This window comes from Synechococcus sp. WC10meta, assembly GCF_047461475.1.
In genome coordinates, this window is the sequence record NZ_JANSHF010000011.1 from 44,898 (window position 1) to 67,415 (window position 22,518).

At 59.5% G+C, this 22,518-nt stretch carries 22 protein-coding genes, 1 tRNA gene and 1 other annotated feature; of the genes, 7 read left to right on the top strand and 16 right to left on the bottom strand.

All coding sequences use genetic code 11. The features are described from left to right. Positions 1-17 precede the first annotated feature (17 nt). On the top strand, positions 18-1,325 hold the full coding sequence (locus NW804_RS07235; RefSeq protein WP_414423204.1) for a hypothetical protein: 1,308 nt from the start codon (positions 18-20) through the stop codon (positions 1,323-1,325). A gap of 27 nt (positions 1,326-1,352) precedes the next feature. Then, positions 1,353-3,374, top strand: a complete 2,022-nt coding sequence (locus tag NW804_RS07240; protein WP_414420735.1) for a hydantoinase/oxoprolinase family protein — start codon at positions 1,353-1,355, stop codon at positions 3,372-3,374. Positions 3,375-3,378: 4 nt separating this feature from the next. On the opposite strand, the gene NW804_RS07245 is transcribed toward NW804_RS07240, so the two are convergent. Then, a tRNA-His gene (locus tag NW804_RS07245) sits at positions 3,379-3,451 on the bottom strand. Positions 3,452-3,517: 66 nt separating this feature from the next. On the opposite strand from NW804_RS07245, the gene NW804_RS07250 reads away from it, so the two are divergent. Beyond that, entirely contained in the window at positions 3,518-4,297 is a 780-nt protein-coding gene (locus NW804_RS07250) for a photosystem II S4 domain protein (protein WP_414423205.1), read from the top strand. On the opposite strand, the gene NW804_RS07255 is transcribed toward NW804_RS07250, so the two are convergent. The 13 genes from NW804_RS07255 to NW804_RS07315 form a co-directional block, all read right to left on the bottom strand. Continuing rightward, positions 4,294-4,788, bottom strand: coding sequence for a YceD family protein (locus NW804_RS07255; RefSeq protein ID WP_414423206.1), 495 nt, complete (start codon positions 4,786-4,788; stop codon positions 4,294-4,296). The two genes, NW804_RS07250 and NW804_RS07255, sit on opposite strands and share 4 nt — an antisense overlap. A gap of 44 nt (positions 4,789-4,832) precedes the next feature. After that, a complete protein-coding gene (locus tag NW804_RS07260; protein WP_414420738.1) occupies positions 4,833-5,468 on the bottom strand; it encodes a protein jag in 636 nt (211 codons plus the stop codon). A 76-nt stretch (positions 5,469-5,544) separates the two neighbouring features. Beyond that, the gene (gene yidC, locus NW804_RS07265; RefSeq protein ID WP_414420739.1) at positions 5,545-6,711 is read right to left on the bottom strand and encodes a membrane protein insertase YidC; all 1,167 of its coding nucleotides are present in this window, start codon (positions 6,709-6,711) and stop codon (positions 5,545-5,547) included. Between the two features lie 229 nt (positions 6,712-6,940). Next, a complete protein-coding gene (rplL, locus tag NW804_RS07270; RefSeq protein WP_414420740.1) occupies positions 6,941-7,354 on the bottom strand; it encodes a 50S ribosomal protein L7/L12 in 414 nt (137 codons plus the stop codon). Between the two features lie 69 nt (positions 7,355-7,423). Further along, the gene (gene rplJ, locus NW804_RS07275; RefSeq protein ID WP_414396493.1) at positions 7,424-7,987 is read right to left on the bottom strand and encodes a 50S ribosomal protein L10; all 564 of its coding nucleotides are present in this window, start codon (positions 7,985-7,987) and stop codon (positions 7,424-7,426) included. Between the two features lie 35 nt (positions 7,988-8,022). Next, positions 8,023-8,167, bottom strand: a sequence feature (ribosomal protein L10 leader region). A 70-nt stretch (positions 8,168-8,237) separates the two neighbouring features. Beyond that, entirely contained in the window at positions 8,238-8,948 is a 711-nt protein-coding gene (gene rplA / locus NW804_RS07280; RefSeq protein ID WP_414396491.1) for a 50S ribosomal protein L1, read from the bottom strand. A 70-nt stretch (positions 8,949-9,018) separates the two neighbouring features. Continuing rightward, positions 9,019-9,444 (bottom strand): 50S ribosomal protein L11, encoded by a 426-nt coding sequence (rplK, locus tag NW804_RS07285; protein ID WP_414396490.1) that lies wholly within the window; start codon positions 9,442-9,444, stop codon positions 9,019-9,021. 9 nt (positions 9,445-9,453) lie between these two features. Beyond that, a complete protein-coding gene (nusG, locus tag NW804_RS07290) occupies positions 9,454-10,125 on the bottom strand; it encodes a transcription termination/antitermination protein NusG (protein ID WP_414423207.1) in 672 nt (223 codons plus the stop codon). 32 nt (positions 10,126-10,157) lie between these two features. Next, positions 10,158-10,430 carry a preprotein translocase subunit SecE gene (gene secE / locus NW804_RS07295; RefSeq protein ID WP_414396486.1) on the bottom strand — a complete coding sequence of 91 codons (273 nt, stop codon included), beginning with the start codon at positions 10,428-10,430 and terminating at the stop codon, positions 10,158-10,160. Positions 10,431-10,534: 104 nt separating this feature from the next. Then, positions 10,535-10,894: a hypothetical protein gene (locus tag NW804_RS07300; RefSeq protein ID WP_414420741.1), complete on the bottom strand. Its 360-nt coding sequence runs from the start codon at positions 10,892-10,894 to the stop codon at positions 10,535-10,537. Continuing rightward, a complete protein-coding gene (gene trmD / locus NW804_RS07305; protein ID WP_414396481.1) occupies positions 10,854-11,642 on the bottom strand; it encodes a tRNA (guanosine(37)-N1)-methyltransferase TrmD in 789 nt (262 codons plus the stop codon). The genes NW804_RS07300 and trmD overlap by 41 nt, the downstream gene beginning before the upstream one ends. An 11-nt stretch (positions 11,643-11,653) precedes the next feature. Continuing rightward, complete coding sequence (locus NW804_RS07310) at positions 11,654-12,058, bottom strand: hypothetical protein (RefSeq protein WP_414405873.1); 405 nt, start codon at positions 12,056-12,058, stop codon at positions 11,654-11,656. A gap of 119 nt (positions 12,059-12,177) precedes the next feature. Further along, positions 12,178-12,363 carry a hypothetical protein gene (locus NW804_RS07315; protein WP_414409823.1) on the bottom strand — a complete coding sequence of 62 codons (186 nt, stop codon included), beginning with the start codon at positions 12,361-12,363 and terminating at the stop codon, positions 12,178-12,180. 91 nt (positions 12,364-12,454) lie between these two features. On the opposite strand from NW804_RS07315, the gene NW804_RS07320 reads away from it, so the two are divergent. From NW804_RS07320 to NW804_RS07330, 3 genes are all read left to right on the top strand, one after another. Beyond that, a complete protein-coding gene (locus NW804_RS07320; protein WP_414423216.1) occupies positions 12,455-13,594 on the top strand; it encodes a 5-(carboxyamino)imidazole ribonucleotide synthase in 1,140 nt (379 codons plus the stop codon). 149 nt (positions 13,595-13,743) lie between these two features. Then, on the top strand, positions 13,744-14,241 hold the full coding sequence (rimI, locus tag NW804_RS07325; protein WP_414423217.1) for a ribosomal protein S18-alanine N-acetyltransferase: 498 nt from the start codon (positions 13,744-13,746) through the stop codon (positions 14,239-14,241). A gap of 232 nt (positions 14,242-14,473) precedes the next feature. Further along, on the top strand, positions 14,474-16,060 hold the full coding sequence (locus tag NW804_RS07330; RefSeq protein WP_414423208.1) for a mechanosensitive ion channel: 1,587 nt from the start codon (positions 14,474-14,476) through the stop codon (positions 16,058-16,060). Positions 16,061-16,144: 84 nt separating this feature from the next. On the opposite strand, the gene cydB is transcribed toward NW804_RS07330, so the two are convergent. Further along, positions 16,145-17,194, bottom strand: coding sequence for a cytochrome d ubiquinol oxidase subunit II (cydB, locus tag NW804_RS07335; protein ID WP_414423209.1), 1,050 nt, complete (start codon positions 17,192-17,194; stop codon positions 16,145-16,147). Between the two features lie 81 nt (positions 17,195-17,275). After that, positions 17,276-18,709, bottom strand: coding sequence for a cytochrome ubiquinol oxidase subunit I (locus tag NW804_RS07340; RefSeq protein WP_414423210.1), 1,434 nt, complete (start codon positions 18,707-18,709; stop codon positions 17,276-17,278). Between the two features lie 324 nt (positions 18,710-19,033). Here NW804_RS07340 and mfd point away from each other — a divergent pair, with 324 nt between their 5' ends. Continuing rightward, a complete protein-coding gene (gene mfd / locus NW804_RS07345) occupies positions 19,034-22,510 on the top strand; it encodes a transcription-repair coupling factor (RefSeq protein ID WP_414409818.1) in 3,477 nt (1,158 codons plus the stop codon). The last annotated feature ends 8 nt before the right edge of the window (positions 22,511-22,518 follow it).

Below are 22,518 nucleotides of genomic sequence, written 5' to 3' on the forward strand. Positions count from 1 at the left end.
AGAAGCGGAGGTTGACGGTGGCGGCACAGACTTTGGTTATGGAGGCAGTAGAGCGGCTGGGCCTGCGGGTTACGTTGGGAGACATCGCCTCCACCACAGGCCTGGCCTTAGAGGAGGCCAAGCAAGAGTTGCTGCAGTTGGCCCAAAAGGCAGGGGGGCATCTTCAGGTTTCGCGGCAGGGAGAGATCGCCTACGTTTTCCCGCCCGACTTTCGCAGCATTCTCCAGCGCAAGGAGCAACAGGACCGGCTGGCAGCCCTGCGGCGCCGGCTTTGGGGAGGGTTTCTCTACGGCCTGCGCATTTCCTTTGGCATCCTGCTGGTAGTGTCAATTGTCCTCATTACTCTGGCCCTGATGGCTCTGCAGAGCAGTAGGAGCAGCCGTGAGGAGGATAGCCGCAGCCGCTCGGGAGGGGTGGGGCTCTTCTACGTTCCCGACCTGTGGGTAGGCAATCCCTTCTGGAGTCCCTACGGGGGCTATTCTGGTCTGGCGCAACCCCCCCAGGAAAAGGCGGAGATGAACTTTCTCGAGGCGGTCTACAGCTTCCTGTTTGGCGACGGGGATCCCAATGCCAACCTGGAAGAAGAACGCTATGCCCTCATTGGCCAGCTCATCCGCGCCAATGGGGGAGTCATTGCCGCCGAGCAGGTGTTGCCCTACTTGGATGTGGAGCCGGGAGCCCCTGCCCTGGAGTACGAAGACTACATGCTGCCCATTTTGCTCAAGTTTGACGGCCAGCCGGAGGTAAGCGAGGAGGGAGATATCGTCTATCGCTTTCCAGAGCTGCAGGTAACGGCCGCCGAAGGCCCACGGCAGCGGCTTCCCGAGGTGTTGCAAGAAAAACCTTGGGTGTTTAGCCGCGCCACCCCTGGGCAGCTGGCCCTAGCCGCCGGCTTGGGTGTGCTCAATTTCTTCTTGGCGGCCATTCTCTATGGGGCGCGGGAGGAGGTGGCCGCTGCCGCTGGGAGCAATGCCTTTTTGGCGGTTATCTACCCGCTGATTGGATTCCTCTTCCTCTACGGCACGCTGTTTTTGGCAGTGCCCACGGTGCGTTGGTTGACCTTGCAATTCCGCAACCAGGGAGTGGAGCGCCGCAATCGCATTCGGCGGTTTTGGCAAGAGCAACTGCAGCGTCCCTCGGAGGTGCTGCGGCGCAAGCTTGACTTTGCCCGCCACTTCCGCCGCCAGGAGGTGGTGCAGGAAGCGGACACCATCTACTCTACTGACCGGGATCTCATCGAGCAGCGGGACTACCGCTTGGACGAGCCGGCCTTCCGTCAGCTTGTGCAGCAAGAACAGGCCCTGGAAGCCGAGTCAAAGAGCTAGGGAGGGGTTAGCCTGCGCCCACGAGTCATGTCCACTGTCGGCAGCCAACGAGGGATCCCGACCCGCCTGGGGATCGATGTGGGAGGCACTTTTACCGATCTAGTGCTGCTGCAGGAGGGCCAGATCCGGACGGCCAAGGTCCTCTCCACCCCTAGCCCGGAAGAGGGGGTCTTCGCTGCCCTGGACAAGCTGGGCCCAGTTGAGGTGGACGTGTTCTGCCATGGCATGACCGTGGCCACCAACGCCCTCCTGGAGCGCAAGGGATCCCCCACTCTCTTTTTGACCACGGCGGGCTTTCGGGATGTGCTGGCCATTGGCCGCCAAAACCGTCCTTCCCTTTACGACCTCACCCAGCCCAAGCCAGAGCCGGTGGTGCCCCGCCACCACTGCCTGGAGGTGAAGGAGCGCTGCAGCGCCAGTGGCGTGGTCGAGCCGCTAACTGAGGAGGAGATCCAGCGCGTAGTCCGGGAAGTGGGGGAGCGGGTACAGCGGGATGGAATCCGCGCCGTGGGGGTGGGGTTTCTGTTTTCTTTCCTCTACCCAGAGCATGAGCAGCGCTTGGGGGCGGCTTTGCGACAGGCCTTTCCCAGCTTGCATGTTTCCCTCTCCTGCGAGGTGGCGCCAGAGTTTCGGGAATACGAGCGCTTCAGCACCACGGCCATTGATGCCTACCTCAGCCCAGCACTGGCGGGCTACCTCCACCGCTTGGCCCAGGGCTGCCGGCAGCGAGGGATCCCCGAACCCCTGATCATGCAATCCTCCGGCGGCGTCACTTCCCTTGCCCAGGCAGCAGCCCACGCCTCGGTAGCGCTGCTTTCGGGGCCGGCGGGCGGCGTTTACGGAGCGGCCTACCTGGGCCGGCTGAGTGGCTACTCCCATCTGCTTAGCCTGGACATGGGAGGAACCAGCACTGATGTGGCCCTCATTCAGGACGGCATCCCCCAGGTTACCCCGTCAGCGGTAGTGTGCGGCCTGCCGGTGCAGCAGCCCCAGATCGACATCCACACGGTCAGTGCTGGGGGCGGATCCCTGGCCTCCCTGCTACCCGGGGGCGGGCTGCAGGTGGGGCCGGAAAGTGCCGGCTCCAACCCTGGGCCGGCCTGCTACGGTCGGGGGGGAACGGCTCCCACGGTAACCGATGCCAACCTCTGGCTGGGCTACCTGCCGGACGGGGGCTGGCTGGGGGATGCCGTTTGCCTACGGCGAGACTTGGCTGGCCAGGCCCTCAGAACGCTCGCGGAGCCCTTGGGCTTGAGTTTGGAGGAGACGGCCGTTGGCATTCGCACCCTAGCCAATGTGGCCATGGCACGGGCTTTGCGGGTCATCAGCGTGGAGCGAGGCTTGGATCCCGCCCATTTTGCCCTGCTGGCCTTTGGCGGAGCTGGGCCCATGCATGCCTGTGCTTTAGCAGAAGAGCTGGGGATCCGCCGCATCTTGATCCCGGCCTTTGCCGGTGTCCTCTCGGCGCTGGGCATGGCTTTGGCCGATCTGCGGCGGGACTACCGGCGGGCCGTCCTGCAGCCGCTGCGGCAGCTAGAGGGGGAGGGAGAAGGATCCCTTCTGGCTCAGTGGGCTGAGCCCCTCATCCGCCAGGCACAAGCCGACCTGCAAGAGCCGGAGCTCTCCTTGAGTCTGGATCTGCGCTACCGCGGCCAGTCCTTTGAGCTGGAGATCCCGGCCCAGTTGTCGGATCCAGTTTCCCGCCTCGAGCAGCGGTTTCACCAAGCCCACCGCCAGCGCTACGGCTGGCAGGATCCTGACCAAGAGGTGGAGGTGATCCAGTTGCGCCTACGGGCGGTGCAGGCCTTGCCTTGTGTCCCTCTGCAGGCCCCCCCACCCTTGCCGGGGGATCCCCTCCAGGGGAAACGAGAGGCCTGGTTTGGGGGCCGGATGCGGCCGGTGCCCGTCTACAATCGGCGGTACATGGGGGTGGGGTTTCAACTGTGCGGGCCGGCAATTGTGGAGATGCCGGAGGCTACCGTGGTGATTGAAGCCGGTTGGACCGGCAGCATCGACGCCGTAGGCACGCTGGTCTTAAGCTGCGAGTAGAGAGGGCGGACGATGGGATTCGAACCCACGAGTGGAGGAACCACAATCCTCTGCCTTAACCACTTGGCTACGCCCGCCAGGACCCTAATCCAGCTTAGCATGTAGCAAGCGGAACAGAGCCGCAAGGGTTGAAGCGCCCCACCATGTTGCCCAGAGCCGAACTACTGAAGGGAGCGGAGTATCGAGAAACCTTGGCGCGCATCCTAGACCTAGGAGAGCAGGCCCTGAAAACTTGGCAGGTGGTCTACAGCGATTTTCTCTCGCCGCCGGAGATTGCCGCCGTCCAAAGCCGATTGAACAAGCTAGCCGAACTGCAGGTGGTGGCCTGGGGAGGCTATGCCCAGGCAGAGCGCCAGCGCCTGGCCCTGGCTCGCCCCGAGGTTGGTGTGGAGGCACCAGGGATCCCGCTAGCGGCTATTGAAATTCAGGGGAACTTTCTCTTCGACCCAGCTACTCACGGCGACTTTTTAGAAGCCCTTCTAGCAACAGGAATTGCCGGCGAAAAGGTAGGAGACATTCTCGCAGTTGGAGAAGCAGGCGCGCAGGCTATCGTGGTACCTGAACTGGTGGACTATCTCAGCCTCAACCTGAAGCAAGTGCGCAGTGTGCCGGTCAAGGTTAGCTCCATCCCTCTCAACCAATTAAAGGTGCAGCCGCCGCGGGTAAAGTCCATTACCAGTGTGGAAGCCTCTTTGCGCTTGGACGCAGTGGCTTCAGCCGGATTCGGCATCTCCCGCAGCAAAATGGTGGAAGAGATCCAGCGGGGAGAAGTACGAGTCAACTGGAAGCCAGTTACCCAAGCCAGCTACCTCCTTAGCCCTCAGGATTGGATTGCCATCCGCGGTCGGGGTCGGCTGCAAATTGAAGAGGTGGTTGAGACGAAAAAAGGCCGCTTTCGGATCCAAATGAAGCGGTATTTCTAGGAGATCTCTTTGAGAAGAGCTGCCAGCGGCGCCCAGCGGGGATCCCCTGCCGGCGCAGCCGATTCCACCACAATACCTAGGCAATCGGGGCGACAGGGCAACTGGGTGGGCATCTCCAAATGCAGGTACTGGCGCATCAAGTCCTCCACATCCAGCTCACCGTTGGGGGGCAAGCTTTCCAGCAGATCCTCTTCCTCCTTCAGTTCCAGCTCCAGGGGTGGAGGGCCAGAGTTGGGCTCGCGAATGAGAATGATCTCCTCAACATCTAGCTCCAGCCGGTGGTTAAACTGCTGCAAGCAGCGGTGACAAGTGAGAGTCACGATGGTGCGGGCCTGGGCCTTTACCTCAACAAAGTGTCCTCGGTGGCTGGCCCGCAGGGATCCCTCCACCGGTGTCAGGCTCTCAAAGCCAGCAAAAAACTGCCGAAACCGTACCTCCTGGGTTTGGCCAGGCAGCTGCCGCAGCTCGGATAGACGAATTGGCTTCAGCATAGCCCCATTTCCCTCCAGACAGTTGGGGTCCCTTAGCTGCGCCCTCACTTACCCCGGCGCGGAGCCCGGCGGATGACCAAGCGGCGATCCGGCTCTTTACCTCGGCTAAAGGTTTCTAGGTCAGCATAGGCAGGGTCTTTGAGGAGCGTGTGGATTTGCCGCCGGTCGGCAGCCGAAAGGTGCTCGGGAAACTCGTACTCCCGACCACTTGCTCTCACTTTCTCCACCGCCGTAGCCACCAAAGCCTTCAACTCCTGCAAGCGGCGCTCTCGATAGCCGTCTAAGTCCAAGATATAGGGTTGTTGCTGGTCTTCTGGCTGGTTGAGGTTGAGAAGGGTGTTGGCCAGATATTGCAAAGCATCCAGCACTACTGGGGTACGCTCTTCGTCAACTTTAGTCTCCTTGGGGACGGGCCCTGGGGGCACTTTGGAAAGCAAGACTTGCTTTTGCACAGGCGTGAGAGAACTGGCCTCAATTTCAATCACCTCGCCCACTACCCGCACTGCTGCCGGTATCCCCATGGCCGATAGCACCTGCTGCAACCACTCTCTAGCCCGTTCTCGCTGCTCGGCGGGAGAAAGCTTAGCTTGGAAAGGAGCAGCGGTCTCTTCAAACTGCGGGTGGGATTTCTTAGCGGCGGCTCCCCTTGGGGAACCTGTAGAAGACTCAGGGTGGCTCATCCCAACAGCTTCCAACTGCTGAAAGACTATCAACCAGTTAACTGCAAGCCCACCCACCCAGCGGCCAGAGGACTGCTTAGGGCTCAAAGGGCAAAGATTCCCGAGCTCCCCCAGCGGCTTTGGGTTTTACTGCTCGGTCTACCTCCTTACTGACCTGGGCAGCACGGCGCCGTTCCTCTTCCACCAACTGCTGCAGGCTCTCTGGCAAAGGCTCTCGCGAGAGCAAGAAGGTCTGCAGCGTCTGGAAAATGCTGGAGACGAGGATATAGAGCAAAACCCCAGCCGGCAAGGGGAAAAATAGAAACATCGCCGAAAACAGCACCGGGGTAATGCGGGCCATCGAGCTCTGGCTGGGATCCTCCTGGCCGGTATTGGTCAGGGCCTGGTTGAGGTAGATGGAAAGGCCAAAGAGGGCGACCATGGCGATGATATCCCAGTGGATGGTTCCATCGGGGTCAAAAGCGCCAACGCGGCCCAGCTTATCAATAAACAGAAAGCCGGTATCTGAGGCCAAGCCTGGAATCGAGACCTGCAGCGCTACCTCCCCCGGCTGCAGGGCCAGCAAGGTGCCATCGGGCTGGAGCTGGACCCGCTCCTCTCCCTTGACAATCCTCCAAGTTGGCTGCAACAGCTTGGGGTCTCCCCCCGCTTCTGTTACCAGTTGCTCGAAGGGTTTGCCCCCTGGCCCTTGCAGCATCCACTGCACCTGCTCCCCTACGGCAACCTTGGTACCCTTAGGCACCACCAGCACCACCGGCTTGTGGACTGAGTCGGCGACGAAGATGTTCTTGCTGGAGCTGACGTAGGGAGTGGGTACCACCTCAGCCGCCACCTCTGCTGGCAAGATCTGCAGGTTGACGTCGTAGGTTACCGCCGCAAAAGGGGATCCCCGCAGCGTGGCAAAGAGCGCAAACAGCACTGGCATTTGAATAAGCAGCGGCAGGCACCCCCCAAGCGGGTTAACCCCTAGTTCGCTGTAGAGTTTGGCCTGGGCCTCGCGCAGCTTTTGCGGGTCGTCGCGGTACCTCTCCTGGATCTCTCGCATCCGCCGCTGCATCACCGGGCTAATGACTTTCATGCGCCGCATGTTGCGGATGGACCCGGCATTGAGGGGGTAGAGGGCAAAGCGGATCACCAATGTCAGAAAGATGATGGCCAGACCATAGCTGGGCACGATCCCGTAGAAAAAATCCAGGATCGGCAGCATGACATTGTTGGAGAGAAATCCGACTCCGAAGTCCATGGGGGGTGGTGGCAAACGTCCGTAACCCATTGTAATGGTTTCCGACCTCCTGACGAGGGCTCTTTCCCCATCCGGCGATGAGCGCTGGTCGAAGTTGCAGCCCCCGCGAGCCCCCCGGCAACCCGTTTTGAGGGGTAGAAACTAGCCAAAAAGAGGGGCAAACCGCCCCTCCCCTCTTTTGCAGCTTCGGCAGAGAGCAGGGAAAAAAACGCCTCTTCCCCACCTCCGACTACTTGATCTTAACCGTGGCGCCGGCCTCTTCCAGCTTTTTCTTGATCTCGTTGGCCTCCTCCTTGGAGACTCCCTCCTTAACTGCTTTGGGAGCAGCTTCCACGAGATCCTTGGCATCCTTTAGGCCTAAGCCGGTTAGCTCGCGCACCACCTTAAGAACGGCAATCTTCTTGTCGGCAGGAACAGCCTCGAGAATGACATCAAAAGCCGTTTGCTCCTCTACCGGCTCAGCCGGCGCTGCTGGTGCCGATGCCGCTGCTGCCGCCACGGGAGCAGCCATGACCATGCCGCCTACCGGTGCAGCTGCACTGACGCCAAAGGTCTCTTCAATGGCTTTCACCAGCTCGGCAGCTTCCAACAAAGTCAAGGTCTTCAGCTCTTCCAGGATGCTTTGAACACGCTCTGAAGCCATGGTTGTGTCTCCTTGGGTAAACAAGCAATAGGGTGGAAGAGGGCCGTTGGCCCCTCGAAGCGGCTGCCTTCAGGCCGCCTCCTTGTCGGCAATGGCTCGCACAGCCCGCGCCAGCGAGGCCGGGATCTCGTGGATACCGCGGGCCACCTGGCTAGGCACAGCATTGAGCCCAACCGCCAGTCGGGTGGCTACTAGCTTAAGGCTGCCTGCCACTTGGGCCAGGAGCACCTCCTTAGGCGGCAGGTCAGCAATGGCCTTGGCCTGATCCAAGGTCAGAGACAGCCCCTCAGCGGCAGCACCGCGAAACTCAGTCTTCTTGGTTTGCCGGGCAAAGTCTTGATACGCCTTCAGGGCCGCCGCGATATTGCCCCGGATCAGGATAAAAGCCGTTGGCCCGGACAAGAAAGGCAGGATCCCTGCCCAAGCCTTAAGGTCAGCAACGGCCCGCCGCATCAGGGTATTTTTAACCACCATACAGACGGCGTCTGCTTTGCGCAGCTCCGCCCGCAGCTGGTTCATCTCAGCAACGGTTAGACCTTTGTAGTCGATGACCAGCACCATTTGGCTAGCTTGCAACAGGGATCGAACCTCATCGACTACCTCTGCTTTCTTTGCTAAGGATTGCTTGCCCACGCGCTCACCTCCTCGATTGTCTGTAATGTGGTTGCCACTGCAAAAGGAATGCGCCCCAGCCTCCGCCGAGACGCATTTGGGCAAGCATAAGCTTCGGGAATTTTTCCCACTCTACCCAAGCCTCGGCAGGAGATTAAGCCACTTGGCGCCTGCTGTCTTCGGCTCTCTATTTCAACTGTGGAAAGGTTTCCCGTTTGGCTCCCTCCCTGGCCAAAATTTGCCCTAGTCAACTTACCTTATTACGCCAGACCTAGGCAACCAACTTTAACTCCCGCAGGGCATTAACGTCAACTTCAATAGAAGGGCCCATCGTAGCACAAATATGCATAGTTCGCCAGTACTTGCCCTTTGCCCCAGGGGGACGGTTGCGGTCAATCGACTCCTGCACCGCCTTTAGGTTTTCCAGCAGCGCCTCAACCGGAAACTGACACTTGCCGAAGATTAAATGGACAATGCCAGTTTTGTCCGCCCGGTACTCCAGCTTGCCGGCCTTGAACTCCTTAATTGCCTGGGCCAGATCCATGGTAACCGTTCCCCCCTTGGGAGAGGGCATCAGGCCGCGCGGCCCCAACAGGCGCCCCAGCTTGGCCACCTGGGGCATCACATCGGGAGTGGCAATCAGCAGGTCGAAGTCGATCACGCCCTTGCTGATTTCCTCGATGAGATCCTCAAACCCCACTCGGTCAGCCCCAGCATTCTGGGCTTCCACCACCTTTTCGCCGCGGGCAATTACCGCTACTCGAATTTCTTGCCCGGTGCCGCGCGGCAAAACCACCGTAGAGCGCAGCTGCTGGTCAGCATATTTGGGATCGATCCCCAGGCGAATGTGAACCTCAGCCGCCTCGTCAAATTTGGCAGTGGCTGTCTCCTTCATGAGGGCAATGGCTTCTGCGGGGGGATAGGGGATGGGCTTGATCTTCTCCCGCAAAGCCTGCATGCGTTTGGACAGTTTTCGAGCCATAACTTCTCCTCGGGGTTCTGGCGAGAACTTCTCTCCCCCAAAACGACAAACAAGCTGGGCTAGCAGAGCCCTAGTCAACTATCGTCACTCCCATGCTCCGGGCAGTGCCGGCAATGATTCTCATCGCCGCCTCCACATCGTTGGTATTCAAATCTGGCAGCTTCTGCTCGGCAATCTGGCGGAGTTGGGCGCGGGTCAGGGATCCCACCTTGACTTTGTGGGGCTCGCTGGAGCCTGACTCAATGCCAAGGGCTTTCTTGATCAGCACCGAGGCTGGCGGCGTCTTGAGGACAAAGGTGAAGCTGCGATCGTCGTAGATGGAGATCTCGACCGGCACCACCATGCCCGCCTGATCCGCCGTTCTGGCATTGTACTCCTTGCAAAAGGCCATGATGTTGACCCCGTGCTGACCCAAGGCGGGGCCAATGGGGGGGGCGGGGGTGGCTTTGCCCGCCTGGATGGCCAGCTTGACTACTGCCACCAGTTTCTTAGCCATGCGACGCAGTTACACCTCTTTTCGCACTTGACCAAGCTCTAATTCTACCGGAGTATCCCGCCCAAAAATTGAGATCAAAGCCTTGAGCTTGCCCCGTTCTGGGCTGACATCCACCACCTCGCCGTAGAACCCCTGGAAGGGGCCAGACAGCACCTCAATGCGATCCCCAGGGGCCAGGTTAATCTTGAGGGGCACCGCCTCCACCTCAGCGGTGCTGAAGATGCGCTGAACTTCGCTGGGACTGAGGGGCCGCGGTGTCACATGCCCCCGACCGCGACCATAGGGCCGTCTCTGTTCCGTGCCAACGAAGTTGATGACATTGGGAGTGGTTTTCACCACCCGCCAGGTGTCGTCGTTGAGATCCATGCGCACGAGCACATAGCCGGGGAAAATCTTTTCCTCTTGCTCCTGGCGCTTGCCGGATCGATCCAGCTTGAAGCCCACCCGCTTTGGGATCACCACTTCGACGATTTGATCGGCCACATCCAGGGCTGCTGCCCGCTGCAGGAGAGTGCTTTTAACCTTGTTTTCGCAGCCAGCAGCCACCTGGACAGCGTACCAGCGCAAGTTGCACTGGCTTTGACCTTCCCCTTCTTCCGCCGTCGTTTCTGTTTCCGCAGCTTCTAGGGGCTCAACGTAGTCTCTGCGGCGTCTCCGCCGCTGCTCTAACCCTGGGCTCATACTTCACCTCCTCTCCCCTCCCCTGCCTAAAGCTACGAGAACAGTTGAGTGGCTACCCAGCCAAACAGCTGGTCAACCAGGTAAATAAATGAGGCGAAGGCCAGCACTATTAGCAAAACGCCAATGGATTCGCTAACCAATTGTCGACGGCTTGGCCAGGCAATTTTGGCCAGTTCGGCCCGCGTCTCTTGGAGGAAGCCCGAGATCCCCTTGGACTCGGTGGAACTGTCCTTGGAGTGACCCCGCCTAGCGGGATCCAGGTGCTGCTCCCTATCGGTTTTGCTGGAGGGGGTACTCTTAACCACGGCAGTATCTCCTAGGGGATCCCGAAAACCTGGCGCTATTGCTTAGCGCCCACAAGAATAGCCTTGCGATCCTAACACAGGTTAGGTTGAGGAGGGGAGCTAAGTTAGCGAGCAAGAGGGGTTTTGGATCTCCCTGCTCCCGGCGAAAACAGCAAGGGGCGACGGCGGGATTGGTTAAACTGCTCCACTGCGGCATCGATGGCCGCCCGGCTGTCCCAGCGGGAGGTGGCCCTCTGGCGGGAGAGGAGTTCAGCAGCCCGGAAGAGATCGCTCATATCAAGGCTGGAGCCGTTGAACAGCGGGGTTCTGCCGTCGCGATAAATGGCCTCGTTGCCACTTCCAGTTTGGGCAGTTTGGGCTAGAGCAAGCCCCGGACTAGCCAGGATCCCTACCAGCAGCAGCCCCAGAATCCTAGCCCCATGGTCAGCAAGGCTGAGAAGGGAGTTGAGACAGTTCACGCGCATCTTGTTTCTCCACCTCAGTGCGCTGCTCGGCCAGGCCTTCAGCCAACAACTGTTGTTCTTCGGGGGTGAGGGGACGTTTGGCCAGCAGATCCGGCCGTCGTTGCCAGGTGCGTACTAACTGCTGCTGCAGACGCCATCGGGCAATGGCCTCGTGGTTACCTGAAAGGAGCACCTGGGGCACCTTGTACCCCAGAAACTCGGCTGGGCGGGTGTACTGAGGATAGTCGAGCAGACCCTCCTCAAAGCTCTCCTTCTTCAAAGAGTCTACCTTACCAACCGTGCCAGGCAAGAGACGGATCACGCCGTAGATCAAGGCCAGTGCCGGGATCTCCCCCCCTGTTAACACAAAATCCCCTAGCGACACCTCGCGAGTGGCTAGATACTGGCAGATCCGCTCGTCAAAACCTTCGTACTGGCCGCAGAGCAGGATGAGCTGGGCCTTTTGGGCCAGCTCCCGCAGCAGGGCTTGGTTTAGGGGTTGTCCCTGGGGCGTGAGCAAGATGATCTCGCGGGGATCCAGGCAAGGCAGGGAGGCGACAGCAGCAAAAAAGGGCTCTGGCTTGAGCACCATGCCTACCCCGCCCCCATAGGGCTCATCGTCGACCCGGCGGTGCTTATCGGCGGCAAAGTCGCGCGGGTTGGTGAGATGAACCTCGGCAATCCCTTGCCGTAGGGCTTTGCCCACTAAGCCAATGCGCAAGGGCGATTCAAAAAACTCTGGGAAAAGGGTAACAACGTCAAACCGCACGGGCGTTGGGATCAAGCAGAAAGGCCAGCATCCGAGCAGGGTTCCGTGCGCAACCGCTCTAGCTCCAGGCGCAAGGACTCAATCTGGTGGATCAGCTCCATCAGTTCGCCCATTTCTTCTTTGGAGATGGTGGCGGTTGGGGAGCCGCTCTGGGGGGCCGGTGTTTGGCTCTCTACGGCTGGGCCAGGAGCCTTGGTGGCTTCATGGCGGAGGCTTTTAAGGTAGCGAACAGCCTCTTGCTCAATCTGCTCTCCTTTTTGCTCCAGCTCTGCAGCCAGCGCCGCCCAGTCGCCAGAAAGACGGCCGAAACTTTCGGCGCGCTTCTGGGGATCCTCCAGGAGCTCCACCAGGGCAGTGGCTGTGCCGTAAAAGAAGTGGCGTGCCCGCGTAAACCAGTCTGAGGAGCGAGAACTCATGGCGGCAGCATGCTAGATAGAGCCAGGGGATCTCCAGTCTATCCCAGCCCTTTGGAGCTGCGCTGACAACTGCTTGCTTCCAAGCTGCCACTTACTTTTGGGCAAGACTCGAAAAGGAATCAATCCACGGCGCGAATCTCGCCGCTGTTGAGGCGCTCCACAATCATTTCCAGCAGTTCGTGTTCTTCCGGTGAGACCTGGGAATCGGCGGTAACTGCCTGGAGGATTTCTTGTTGCTCGGCGCGGGTGAGGATCTTGTCCTGCAAAGCCCGGTCGATGAGTTCTTTTAGCTTGGATGACTCCACAGTGCTTCTCCTTGCCCTAGAGGTAGGGGCCAAGGGCGGTAGACTAGACGGTGCTTCTCCTCTCAGTATAGAAGTGAAGTCCCAAACCCAGATGCGGCCCGTAGGGGTAATCGGCGGGGGGCAGTTGGCGCAGATGTTGGCTTTGGCGGCCCGCTCCCTGGGGATTCCGCTGATTGTGCAGGCGGCTGCCCCCACCGATCCGGCAGTGGCGGTGGCCGATGGGGTAGTTTGGGGCGCTGTAACCGACACCCAGGCTACAGCGCAGCTATTGCAGCGCTGCCCAGTGGTAACTTTTGAAAACGAGTTCATCCTGCTGCCGGAGCTAAAAAGGCTGGATCCGGAAGAATCCCGCTTTTGCCCTCGCCTTAGCACCCTGGAGCCGTTGCTAGACAAGTTGCGCCAGCGGCAGTTTCTGGCAGAGCTGGGGTTGCCGGTGCCGTCTTTTTGGCCGGCAGAGACGGCAGATCTATCTAGCCTGAGCTTTCCCTTGGTGCTCAAGCGGCGGCGGCAGGGCTACGACGGAAAGGGCACCCGCATCTTGCCCGATCGCGCGGCTTTGCAACAGACCCTTGCCGAGTACAGGGGGATCCCGCTGCTTGTGGAAGAGTGGATCCCTTTTGAGCGGGAGCTGGCGGTGATGGTGGCGCGGGGGCTGACGGGGGAGATCCGGGTCTACCCCGTAGTGGAGACTGTTCAGGTTAACCAAATCTGTCGCCACGTCCTCGTGCCTGCCCGCATCCCCCCAACGGTCGAGGCCGAGATCCGGGACTTGGCAGTTAAGGTGATGGAAAAGCTAGAAGCGGTTGGGGTGTTCGGCATCGAGTTGTTCTGGGTGCCGCCGCCTCATCCCAAGGCTGGGATCTGGATCAACGAGATCTCGCCGCGGGTTCACAACTCCGGCCACTACACCCTGGAAGCCTGCTACACCTCGCAATTTGAGCAACATCTGCGGGCCATCCTTGGCCTTCCCTTGGGGGATCCCTCCCTCAAGTGTGGGGGGGCGGTGATGGTCAACCTCTTGGGCTACGAGCACTCCACCAGCGACTATGCCGAGAAGCGGCAGCGCCTGGCGGAGATCCCCAATGCCACCGTGCATTGGTACCACAAGACCCCCGCCCGCCCGGGGCGCAAGCTGGGCCATGTTACCGTCTGTCTGCCAACTGCCCCTTCGCCGCAGCAGGCAGCGGCCCTTGTCCACACCCTCGAATCCCTCTGGTATCCGCAGTCATGAGCCAAGCGCCCACCCTTTCTCCAGCCCTCCAAGCCCTGAGGCGGCCATGCAGCGGTAGCCCAGTATCTTGACCCCCAGGAGCGCTCCGCGGTGTTGAGAGGGATCGACTGCAAGCTCCAGCTCTTTGGGCAGTTGTGGCTGGCTGAGTTCTGCAAAGGGCGAGACTAAGCTCCATGGGCTACCGGCTGCAGGTGCTTGACATTGCCGCCCTGCCCCAGTTGCTAGAGCTGGATCGCCGCTGTTATGGCGGGCACTGGGGAGAACAGGGCTACCGGGCCGAGCTGGAACGACCCACCAGCCTGGTGATTGGGGCTGTGGCAGAACCTGAAGGCGCTTGCGGATCCCTGCTTTCCTCGCCAGGGACGCTGGTGGGCTTTGGCATCCTCTGGCGCATCGAAGAAGAAGCCCACATCATCTCGTTGGCGGTGGATCCTGCCCATCGGCGGCGTGGTTTGGGTCGAAGGATCCTGGAGGAGCTGTTGAGCCAAGCCAGGGCAGCAGGCTGTCGCTGGGCCACGTTGGAGGTGAGGGCTTCTAACCAGGCCGCCATCCGCCTCTATGAATCGGCAGGGTTTCAATTGCTGGGACGCCGCAAGGGCTATTACAACGGAGAGGATGGGCTGGTGTATTGGAAAAAACCAATTTAAGTGAGGAGAAGCAAAGGGTTCTAAAGCAAAAGTTTTCCTCTATACGCCTGAACCTTGAACTTTTGCCCTGGAGCTTTGGTTAACCATCGGCATCCTGGGAATGGATGTAAAGCTTTGTTGCAAGACTCAGCGTTTCTGCTTGACGCTTGAGGCTTTCTCCCAGGCCAGCTTGCCCAAAGAAGGGCTTCAGGCTAACCTACTCTTTTGAACATCTCATGCTGTGAGGGTAATCATGGAAACCCCTGCAAACGACCTTCGCAATGAAGCCGTCTCTTTTGTTGTCAATCTTCGGGCTAGAGTCATTGATTTCATGCCCAATCTACTGGCGGCGATTGCCATTCTAGTTCTGGGTTGGATCGTGGCCACGGTGGTGGCTTTCGGCGTTCGGGGGCTGCTCAAACGGACGCAGCTTGATAGCCGCTTGGCCACCTGGATTATGGGCCAGAGGCCCGGCGAGAGGCCGCCGCAAACTGAGCGCTGGGTGGCTGCTGCTGTTTACTGGATTATCCTCGCTTTTGTGTTGGTAGCGGTGCTGAATGCTCTCCAGCTTCAGGCTGTCTCCGATCCGCTCAACAAGTTTTTGGGAGAGATTTTCGCCTATCTGCCGCGGCTGGGCGGGGCGCTGGTGCTGCTAGGGGTGGGCTGGGCGGTGGCCACCGTTGCCCGGCTGGCAGTTATCCAAGGGCTGCGGCGCTTTAACTTGGATGAGCGGCTGGCTCAAGCCCTCCAACCGGAGGCGGCTGCGGAAGGAACTGCTGCCAAGCCGGAGGGAGGCGCTGAGGTCGCTCCCTTTCTCTTGAATGAAGCTCTAGGCGACGCCCTCTACTGGCTGATCTTCTTGTTCTTCTTATCGCTCATCCTGGACACGCTGAACCTGCGGGGGCCGCTGCAGCCAGTGCAAAACCTGCTGGATCAAATCCTGTCGATGGTACTCCGCATTTTGGGAGCGCTCATCATCGGTGTGTTGGGCTGGTTGCTAGCTCGCATCGTGCGTGGGATCGTTTCCAATTTGTTGGTGGCAGCGGGAGCTAACCGCTTGGGGGCACGCTTTGGCATTCCCCAGCTGGACCAAACGGTGGGCACAGTGGCCTACGTCTTGGTGTTGATCCCGGCAGTGATTGCCGCCCTCAAGGCCCTGGAAATCCGGGCCATCTCCGATCCAGCGGTGGCGATGCTGGAGCAGGTGTTGCGGGCCATCCCCCGGATTGCAGGATCTGCTCTCATCCTGGCCGTGTTCTACTGGCTGGGGCAGTTTTTGGCTGGCTTGGTGACCCAGTTGCTGCAGGCAATCGGTTTCGACCGCTTGGCTGCCGGCCTTGGTTTGCCCTCGGCCCCTGCTCCTGAAGCTCCCGCCGCCGAAGGGGATCCCTCAACCTTGGTGAAGCGGCGCACCCCCTCTGAGATTGCCGGCTTGGTGGTCTGGGTGGGCGTGGTCTTGTTCGGGGCAGTGCCGGCGGTGGAGCTGCTGCAGTTTGCTGCTTTGACCGACATCGTAGAGGGGCTGTTGGTCATTTCCGGGCGGGTGCTCATCGGCGCTTTGGTGTTTGGGATCGGTCTTTACCTATCCAATTTGGCCCATTCTATGATTAAGAGCCTCGGCAACCCCTCCTCAGGAGTGCTGGCGCAGGCGGCGCGGGTAGCCATTTTGGTTTTCGTTGGCGCCATGGCCTTGCAGCAGATGGGCGTAGCCACCGATATTGTGGTGCTGGCCTTTGGCCTGGTGCTGGGCGCCATTGCCGTGGCTGTGGCTTTGGCTTTTGGCTTGGGAGGTCGCGACGTGGCTGCCGAGCAGATCCGGCAATGGCTCAAGCGGGAGTGAGAGCCTCGCTGGGTGAGCCCTTAACTAGTAGAAATTGCCCCGCCTGGCATATGGGCGGGGTTATTCCTTCGACTCTGGGCCAACCTAAACTGGCTCTGGAACTTTGGCCTCTTCTGCCGCTGTTTCTTGCACTACAATCTTGCCCCGGAACACCACGTAGTTGTAGATGTTGTAGGACAAGATCACCGGAATCAAAAAGCCAATAAAGGTGAGCATAAACACCAGCGAACTGGGAGAAGCTGCCGCCTCGTAGATGGTGACGCTGGGAGGAATGATGTTGGGGAAAATCATGAACCCCAAGCCGATAAAAGAAAGGGCAAAAATGAGGAAGGTGTAAACCAAAGGGCTATTTTCTTCTCGGCGGCGCAAGCTGCGCAGCAACAGAGCCACCAACAAAAGCCCCAAAAGGGGGATTGCAGCAAAGACATAGAAAAGAGGCGGCGAGAAAAGCTGGGAGCGCGCCTGCTCCGACATAATGGGGGTGCTGATGGTAATAAACACTGCCCCCAGCAAAGTTGTCCACGTGGCGATGGTGGCCGTCCTGTAATAGGTTTTCTGGATTTCCCCCGTGGTTTTCACAATCAAGTAAGCAGAGCCGATCAAAACATACCCCTGGATCAGGGTAAGAGCCACCAACACCGTGCGCCAGGTCAGCCAGTCCCAGGGGCTGCCGGCAAAGTGGCCGGCTTCGTCCACCCGGATCCCTTCGAAGACGCTGCCCAAGGCAAACCCCTGGCCCAAGGCTGCCAAAAAGCTGCCCACTCCGAAGGCGAGGTTCCAGACCAGCTTGTTGTTGGCGTTCTCCCGAAACTCGAAAGAGACAGCCCGCAAGATCAGGCCCACCACCATGATCACTAGCGGAATGTAGAGGGCATTGAGGATGGTGGCGTAGGCGAGGGGAAAGGCTCCAAATAGGGATCCCCCCATGAGTACCAGCCACGTCTCGTTGGCATCCCAAACATTGCCCAAGCTGGTCATGAGAATGCTGCGGCGCGTCTCGCTGGAAGCCGTCAGGGAAAGGATGCCAACCCCCAAGTCAAATCCATCGAGCAGAACATAGAGAAAGAAGAATAGACCGAGGATAAAAAACCAGACTTGAGGCAGAAACTGCTGTAAAGGCTCGAAAGATTCCATGGCCCTTCCCTCCGCTTTAGGTATTCCTAGCCAGGCCAGTTCGAGACAGTTCCCAACTGCGATGTCGCCTGGGCAGCGGCGCTACCGAGCTTCCGCCGGACGGCGATCCGGCTCGTGGCGAGCAGGCTCGATCACGATCACCGGCCGGGTTGCTGGAACGGGGGCAGGCAGCTCCAGGTTAGGCCCTTTGCGGATGATGCGGCTGCCGAAGTAAAGAGCGGCCACGAAAAACACGGTGTACAAAGCAGTTAGGCCGACCAAGGAAAACAGCACCTCTCCCGGTGGCAGCGGGGAAGCCGCTTCTGCGGTGCGCAGTTGCCCGTACACAATCCAGGGCTGCCGGCCAACACAGCGGACAATCCAACCAGCCTCGACGGCAATGTAGCCCAACGGGCCCGCGAAGACCCAAGCCCACATCAGCCACTTCTGCTGGGAAAGGGCCTCCGCCGACAGTTTGCCCCTCAACCACTGGATCAAGGTAGCCCCCACGAGCCCGGCCATAAAGAAGCCAATGGCCACCATCGTCCTAAAGGAGTAGTAGATGAGGCCAATCATGTGAGGACGATTTTGGGGATCCCAAGCTTTCAGGCCCTGCACCGGTCGATCCAGCCTGGGCTTGAACTCGAGCAGGTAGCCCAGCGCGCCGGGGATCCTCACCTCCCACTCGTTGCGCTCCTCACGCTCATTGGGCAAGGCAAACAGGCTCCAGTTCGCCCTCTCGCCAGCGGGGAGCGTCTCCCACTGGGCCTCCATGGCCGCCGGCTTGGCCGGTTGATAGCGATACACTTGCTCCGCGCTCAAGTGGCCAATAAACACCTGCAGAGGGGCCACCACTAGCGCCATCACTAGGGCCAGTTTGAAGGAGCGGGAGAAAAACTCGCTGTGCCGCCGCTTGAGAATGTACCAGGCGCTGATGCCACCGATGACAAACAAAGAGGTTTCCAAAGTGGCAAAAAACATGTGCAGAAAGCTATTGACCATGAAGGGGTTTACAATAGCTTGCAGGTAGTCCCGCACCACAAATTTCCCATCGACGAACACGCCACCTGCCGGCGTCTGCAGCCAAGAGTTGGCCGTCAGGATCCAAAAGGTGGAGAGGTTGGCACCGAAGGCCACTAAGATTGTCGAGATCCAGTGAATTACTGGCGGCACCCGCTCCCAGCCAAACAGCATGATCCCCAGGAAGCTGGCCTCCAGCATAAAGGCCATCGTGCCCTCAAATCCTAGGATGGTTCCAAAGAAGTCGCCCACCGCCTCAGAAAAAGGGGCCCAGTTCATGCCAAACTGAAAGGCCATCGGCAAGCCTGAGGCCACGCCAAGGCCAAAGTTTAACACATAGATCTTTGACCAGAAGCGAGCGTGGCGATAGTAATCTAGATTGCGAGTTTTCAGCCAAAGTCCTTCAATTACAACAAGATAGATGGACATTCCTGTTGTTAAAACCGGCCATAGCATATGAAACATGGCCGTGAGGGCAAACTGTAGTCGAGAAAGGGTGACGGTGTCTAGAAACATAATTTTCCCTAAGCTTGGAGGGTTGTAATGAGTACAGCTTTACAACTTTAGGAGATCTATTTTCCGCTGCTCCTAGGGTTACATCTTGGGCAAGACAACGCGCAGGCTGTTCAAGTCTAAGGGTTAACTTTAGAATCCTGGGAGTGCCAGCTTTTTCCTGTAACATGGGATACAAAAAATCTCAGCCCTGGAGCATCGGCCTGGCAGCCTCAAGGCTGGTAGCCAACTAACTTTCCCACTCCGGAAAGGGCTTGTTGAGGTTTCCAGCGGCTACAAATGCCAGAATTGGGATCCCGGCTTGAGTTTGCAGTCTGGGGTGGAAAGATGTCGTTTATCCCACTGGTGCACTTTCTTGCCCAATCGGGCTTGGTGCAAGAGTTGGCCGTCCGGCTGAGATCCCAGCGACGGGCTGCTTTGCAGGGAGGGGGGCGGATTGCCAAGGGGTTGATCGCCTCGGCTTTGGCCCAGCAGGAAGGGAGATCCCTATTGGTGGTTACCGCCACGCTGGAAGAGGCGGGCCGCTGGACAGCCCAACTGGAGGGCATGGGCTGGGAGAGCGTGCAGCTTTATCCCACCTCCGAGGCTTCCCCCTATGAGCCGTTTGACCTGGAGCCGGAGTTGGTGTGGGGACAATTCCAGGTGCTGGCCGACTGTCTCCAGGGCAGAAAGGGCATGGCCATTGTGGCCACGGAGCGGGCCATACAACCCCACCTTCCCCCACCAGAGGTGTTTCAGTCTTTCTGCCTCAAGCTGGAGCCCGGCGCGGAGCTGTCGCCGCAGCAGTTGGGGCAGCAGTTGAGTCGTCTAGGTTATCAGCGGGTAAGCCTGGTGGAAAGCGAGGGACAGTGGAGCCAGAGGGGCGATATTCTCGACGTTTTTCCGGTGGCCTGCGAATGGCCGGTGCGCCTGGAGTGGTTTGGCAATGAACTGGAGCGGCTGCGGGAGTTTGACCCGGTGAGCCAGCGCTCTCAAGACGGGATCCCCCATGTCTGGCTAACTCCCACCGGCTACGGGCCCATCCTCTGGCCGGCTCTGCAGGAAAAAGCCGATCAGCTTTCCCAGGGTCTTCGGCAGCAGTTGGAGCAGTCGTCCCCTCCCCCAGAGGGCTTGCGCCGCTTTCTGGGCCTACTTTACGATCCGCCGGCCAGCCTGCTGAGCTATTTGGATCCCAATACCTTGATCCTGATCGACGAGCCAGAGCAGTGCCAGGCCCACAGCCGGCAGTGGCTAGACCACGCCCAGGAGCAGTGGCAGTTGGCCCAAGCTGCTGAGCCGGCTCTAGTGCCCTTCCACCGTCTCTTTGATCTTGCGGCTCCCGACTGGGATCCCTTCCCCCGCCTGTTGGCCCGGGCTTTTGCCCCTGCCGGCGAGGCTGAAGCTGCCCTTGACCTCAAAAGCCGGCCTGTCCCTGCCGCTCCCCACCAGTTTGGATCCCTGGCCAAAACCCTGCGCGAGTACCGCAAGCAGCAGTTGCGGGTGTGGATTCTCTCCGCCCAGCCCTCCCGCACGGTGGCCTTGCTGCAAGAACACGACTGCCCGGCCCAGTACGTGCCCAACCCCAAAGATTTTCCAGCCATTGAACGCCAGCTCCAGTCCTACACGCCGGTGGCCCTGAAGTACTCCGGCTTGGCTGAGCTGGAGGGGTTCCTGCTGCCCACGCTGGGGTGGGTAGTGCTCACCGACCGGGAGTTTTTCGGCCAGCACAGCCTCGCCACTCCCACCTATGTGCGCAAGCGCCGCCAGGCCAGCTCTCGCCAGGTGGATCCCAACCTGCTCAAGCCGGGGGATTTTGTCGTTCACAGGGCCCATGGCATTGGCCAGTTCCTGCGCTTGGAAAGCCTCACCATCGGCGGCGAAACCCGGGAGTACCTCGTTATTCAATACAGCGACGGCCTGCTGCGGGTGGCTGCCGACCAAGTCAACTCCCTCTCGCGCTACCGGGCTAGCAGCGATGGGCCACCTGCCCTGCACAAAATGTCCGGCAGCACCTGGGAAAAGACCAAACAAAAAGTCAAAAAGAGTCTGAAAAAAGTGGCCTTTGATCTCCTGCAGCTCTACGCCAAACGGGCTGAGCAGGAGGGCTACGCCTTCCCCCCGGATTCCCCTTGGCAGCAGGAGTTTGAGGAGTCTTTTCCCTACCCCCTGACGCCGGACCAAATTCGCGCTGTCCAGGAGATCAAGCGGGATATGGAGTCCCCTCGCCCCATGGATAGACTGCTGTGTGGCGATGTGGGCTTTGGCAAAACGGAGGTGGCCATCCGCGCCATCTTTAAGGCCGTAACCGCCGGCAAGCAGGTAGCTCTTCTAGCGCCAACCACCATTCTCACCCAGCAGCACTACCACACTCTCAAAGAGCGCTTTGCCCCCTACCCCATTCAAGTGGGCCTGCTCAACCGCTTCCGCACTCCCGAGGAGAAAAAAGAGATCCTGGCCCGGCTTAAAAGCGGCGAGCTGGACGTAATTGTAGGCACCCACCAACTTTTGGGCAAAGACGTGCAATTTCGCGATTTGGGCCTCTTGGTGATTGACGAGGAGCATCGCTTTGGCGTCAACCAAAAAGAGAAGATCAAGCTCCTCAAAACCCAGGTGGATGTGCTCACCCTTACGGCTACCCCTATCCCCCGCACGCTGTATATGGCCTTGTCAGGGTTGAGGGAAATGAGCTTGATCCAAACTCCGCCTCCGTCGCGGCGCCCGATTAAAACTCACCTTTCTCCCTACAACCCTGAGGTCATTCGCACAGCCATCCGCCAGGAGTTGGATCGCGGCGGGCAAGTCTTTTACGTCGTCAACCGCATTGAAAGGATCGAAGAAACCACTGCCAAATTGCGGGAATGGGTGCCCGGCACTCGCATTGCCATTGCTCATGGGCAGATGCCGGAAGGGGAGCTGGAAGCGACCATGCTGGCTTTTAACAATGGCGAAATCGATATCCTGGTCTGCACCACCATTATTGAATCCGGCTTGGACATTCCTCGTGTCAACACCATTTTGATCGAAAATGCCCAGGAGTTTGGGTTGGCCCAGCTTTACCAATTGCGAGGGCGGGTGGGCCGGGCCGGGATCCAAGCCTATGCTTGGCTGTTCTACCGAGAGGATGGGATCCTCACCGAGGAGGCCCGCAAACGCCTGCAGGCCATTCAAGAATTTACCCAACTGGGATCTGGCTACCAGTTGGCTCTGCGGGATATGGAAATTCGCGGCATTGGCAATTTGCTGGGAACGGAGCAATCGGGACAAGTCAATGCGGTGGGCCTTGATCTCTATCTAGAAATGCTGCAGGAGGTCATCCAAGAAATTCGCGGCCAGAAGATCCCGCAGGTGGAGGACACCCAGATCGACCTCAACGTTACGGCTATGATTCCCCAGAGCTATATCCCTGACGAGGAGCAAAAAATGCAGGCTTATCGCCAAGTGGCGGCTGCCGGATCGCGCCTGGAGCTTTCCCAAATAGCGCAGGAATGGCAAGACCGCTTTGGCCCCCTGCCCAAGCCTGCCCAGGAACTGCTGCGGGTGATGGAGCTGAAGATTTTGGCCCGCACCCTGGGCTTTTCCCGCATCAGGCCCGCCAAAGAGCATGTTATTTTGGAAACCCCCATGGAGGAGCCGGCTTGGAACCGTCTCAAGGAAGCCCTGCCAGCTCATGTGCAGTCTCGCTTGGTTTACCAGCCGGGCAAGGTTACGGTGCGGGGGCTGGGAATGCTGGCGCCAGCGCAGCAACTGGAAAACCTTTTGCAGTGGCTAGACAAGATGAGCCTGGCCTTGACCCAGACGGAAGCCGGGCTCCCAACGCCTCCCTAGAGCCTGTC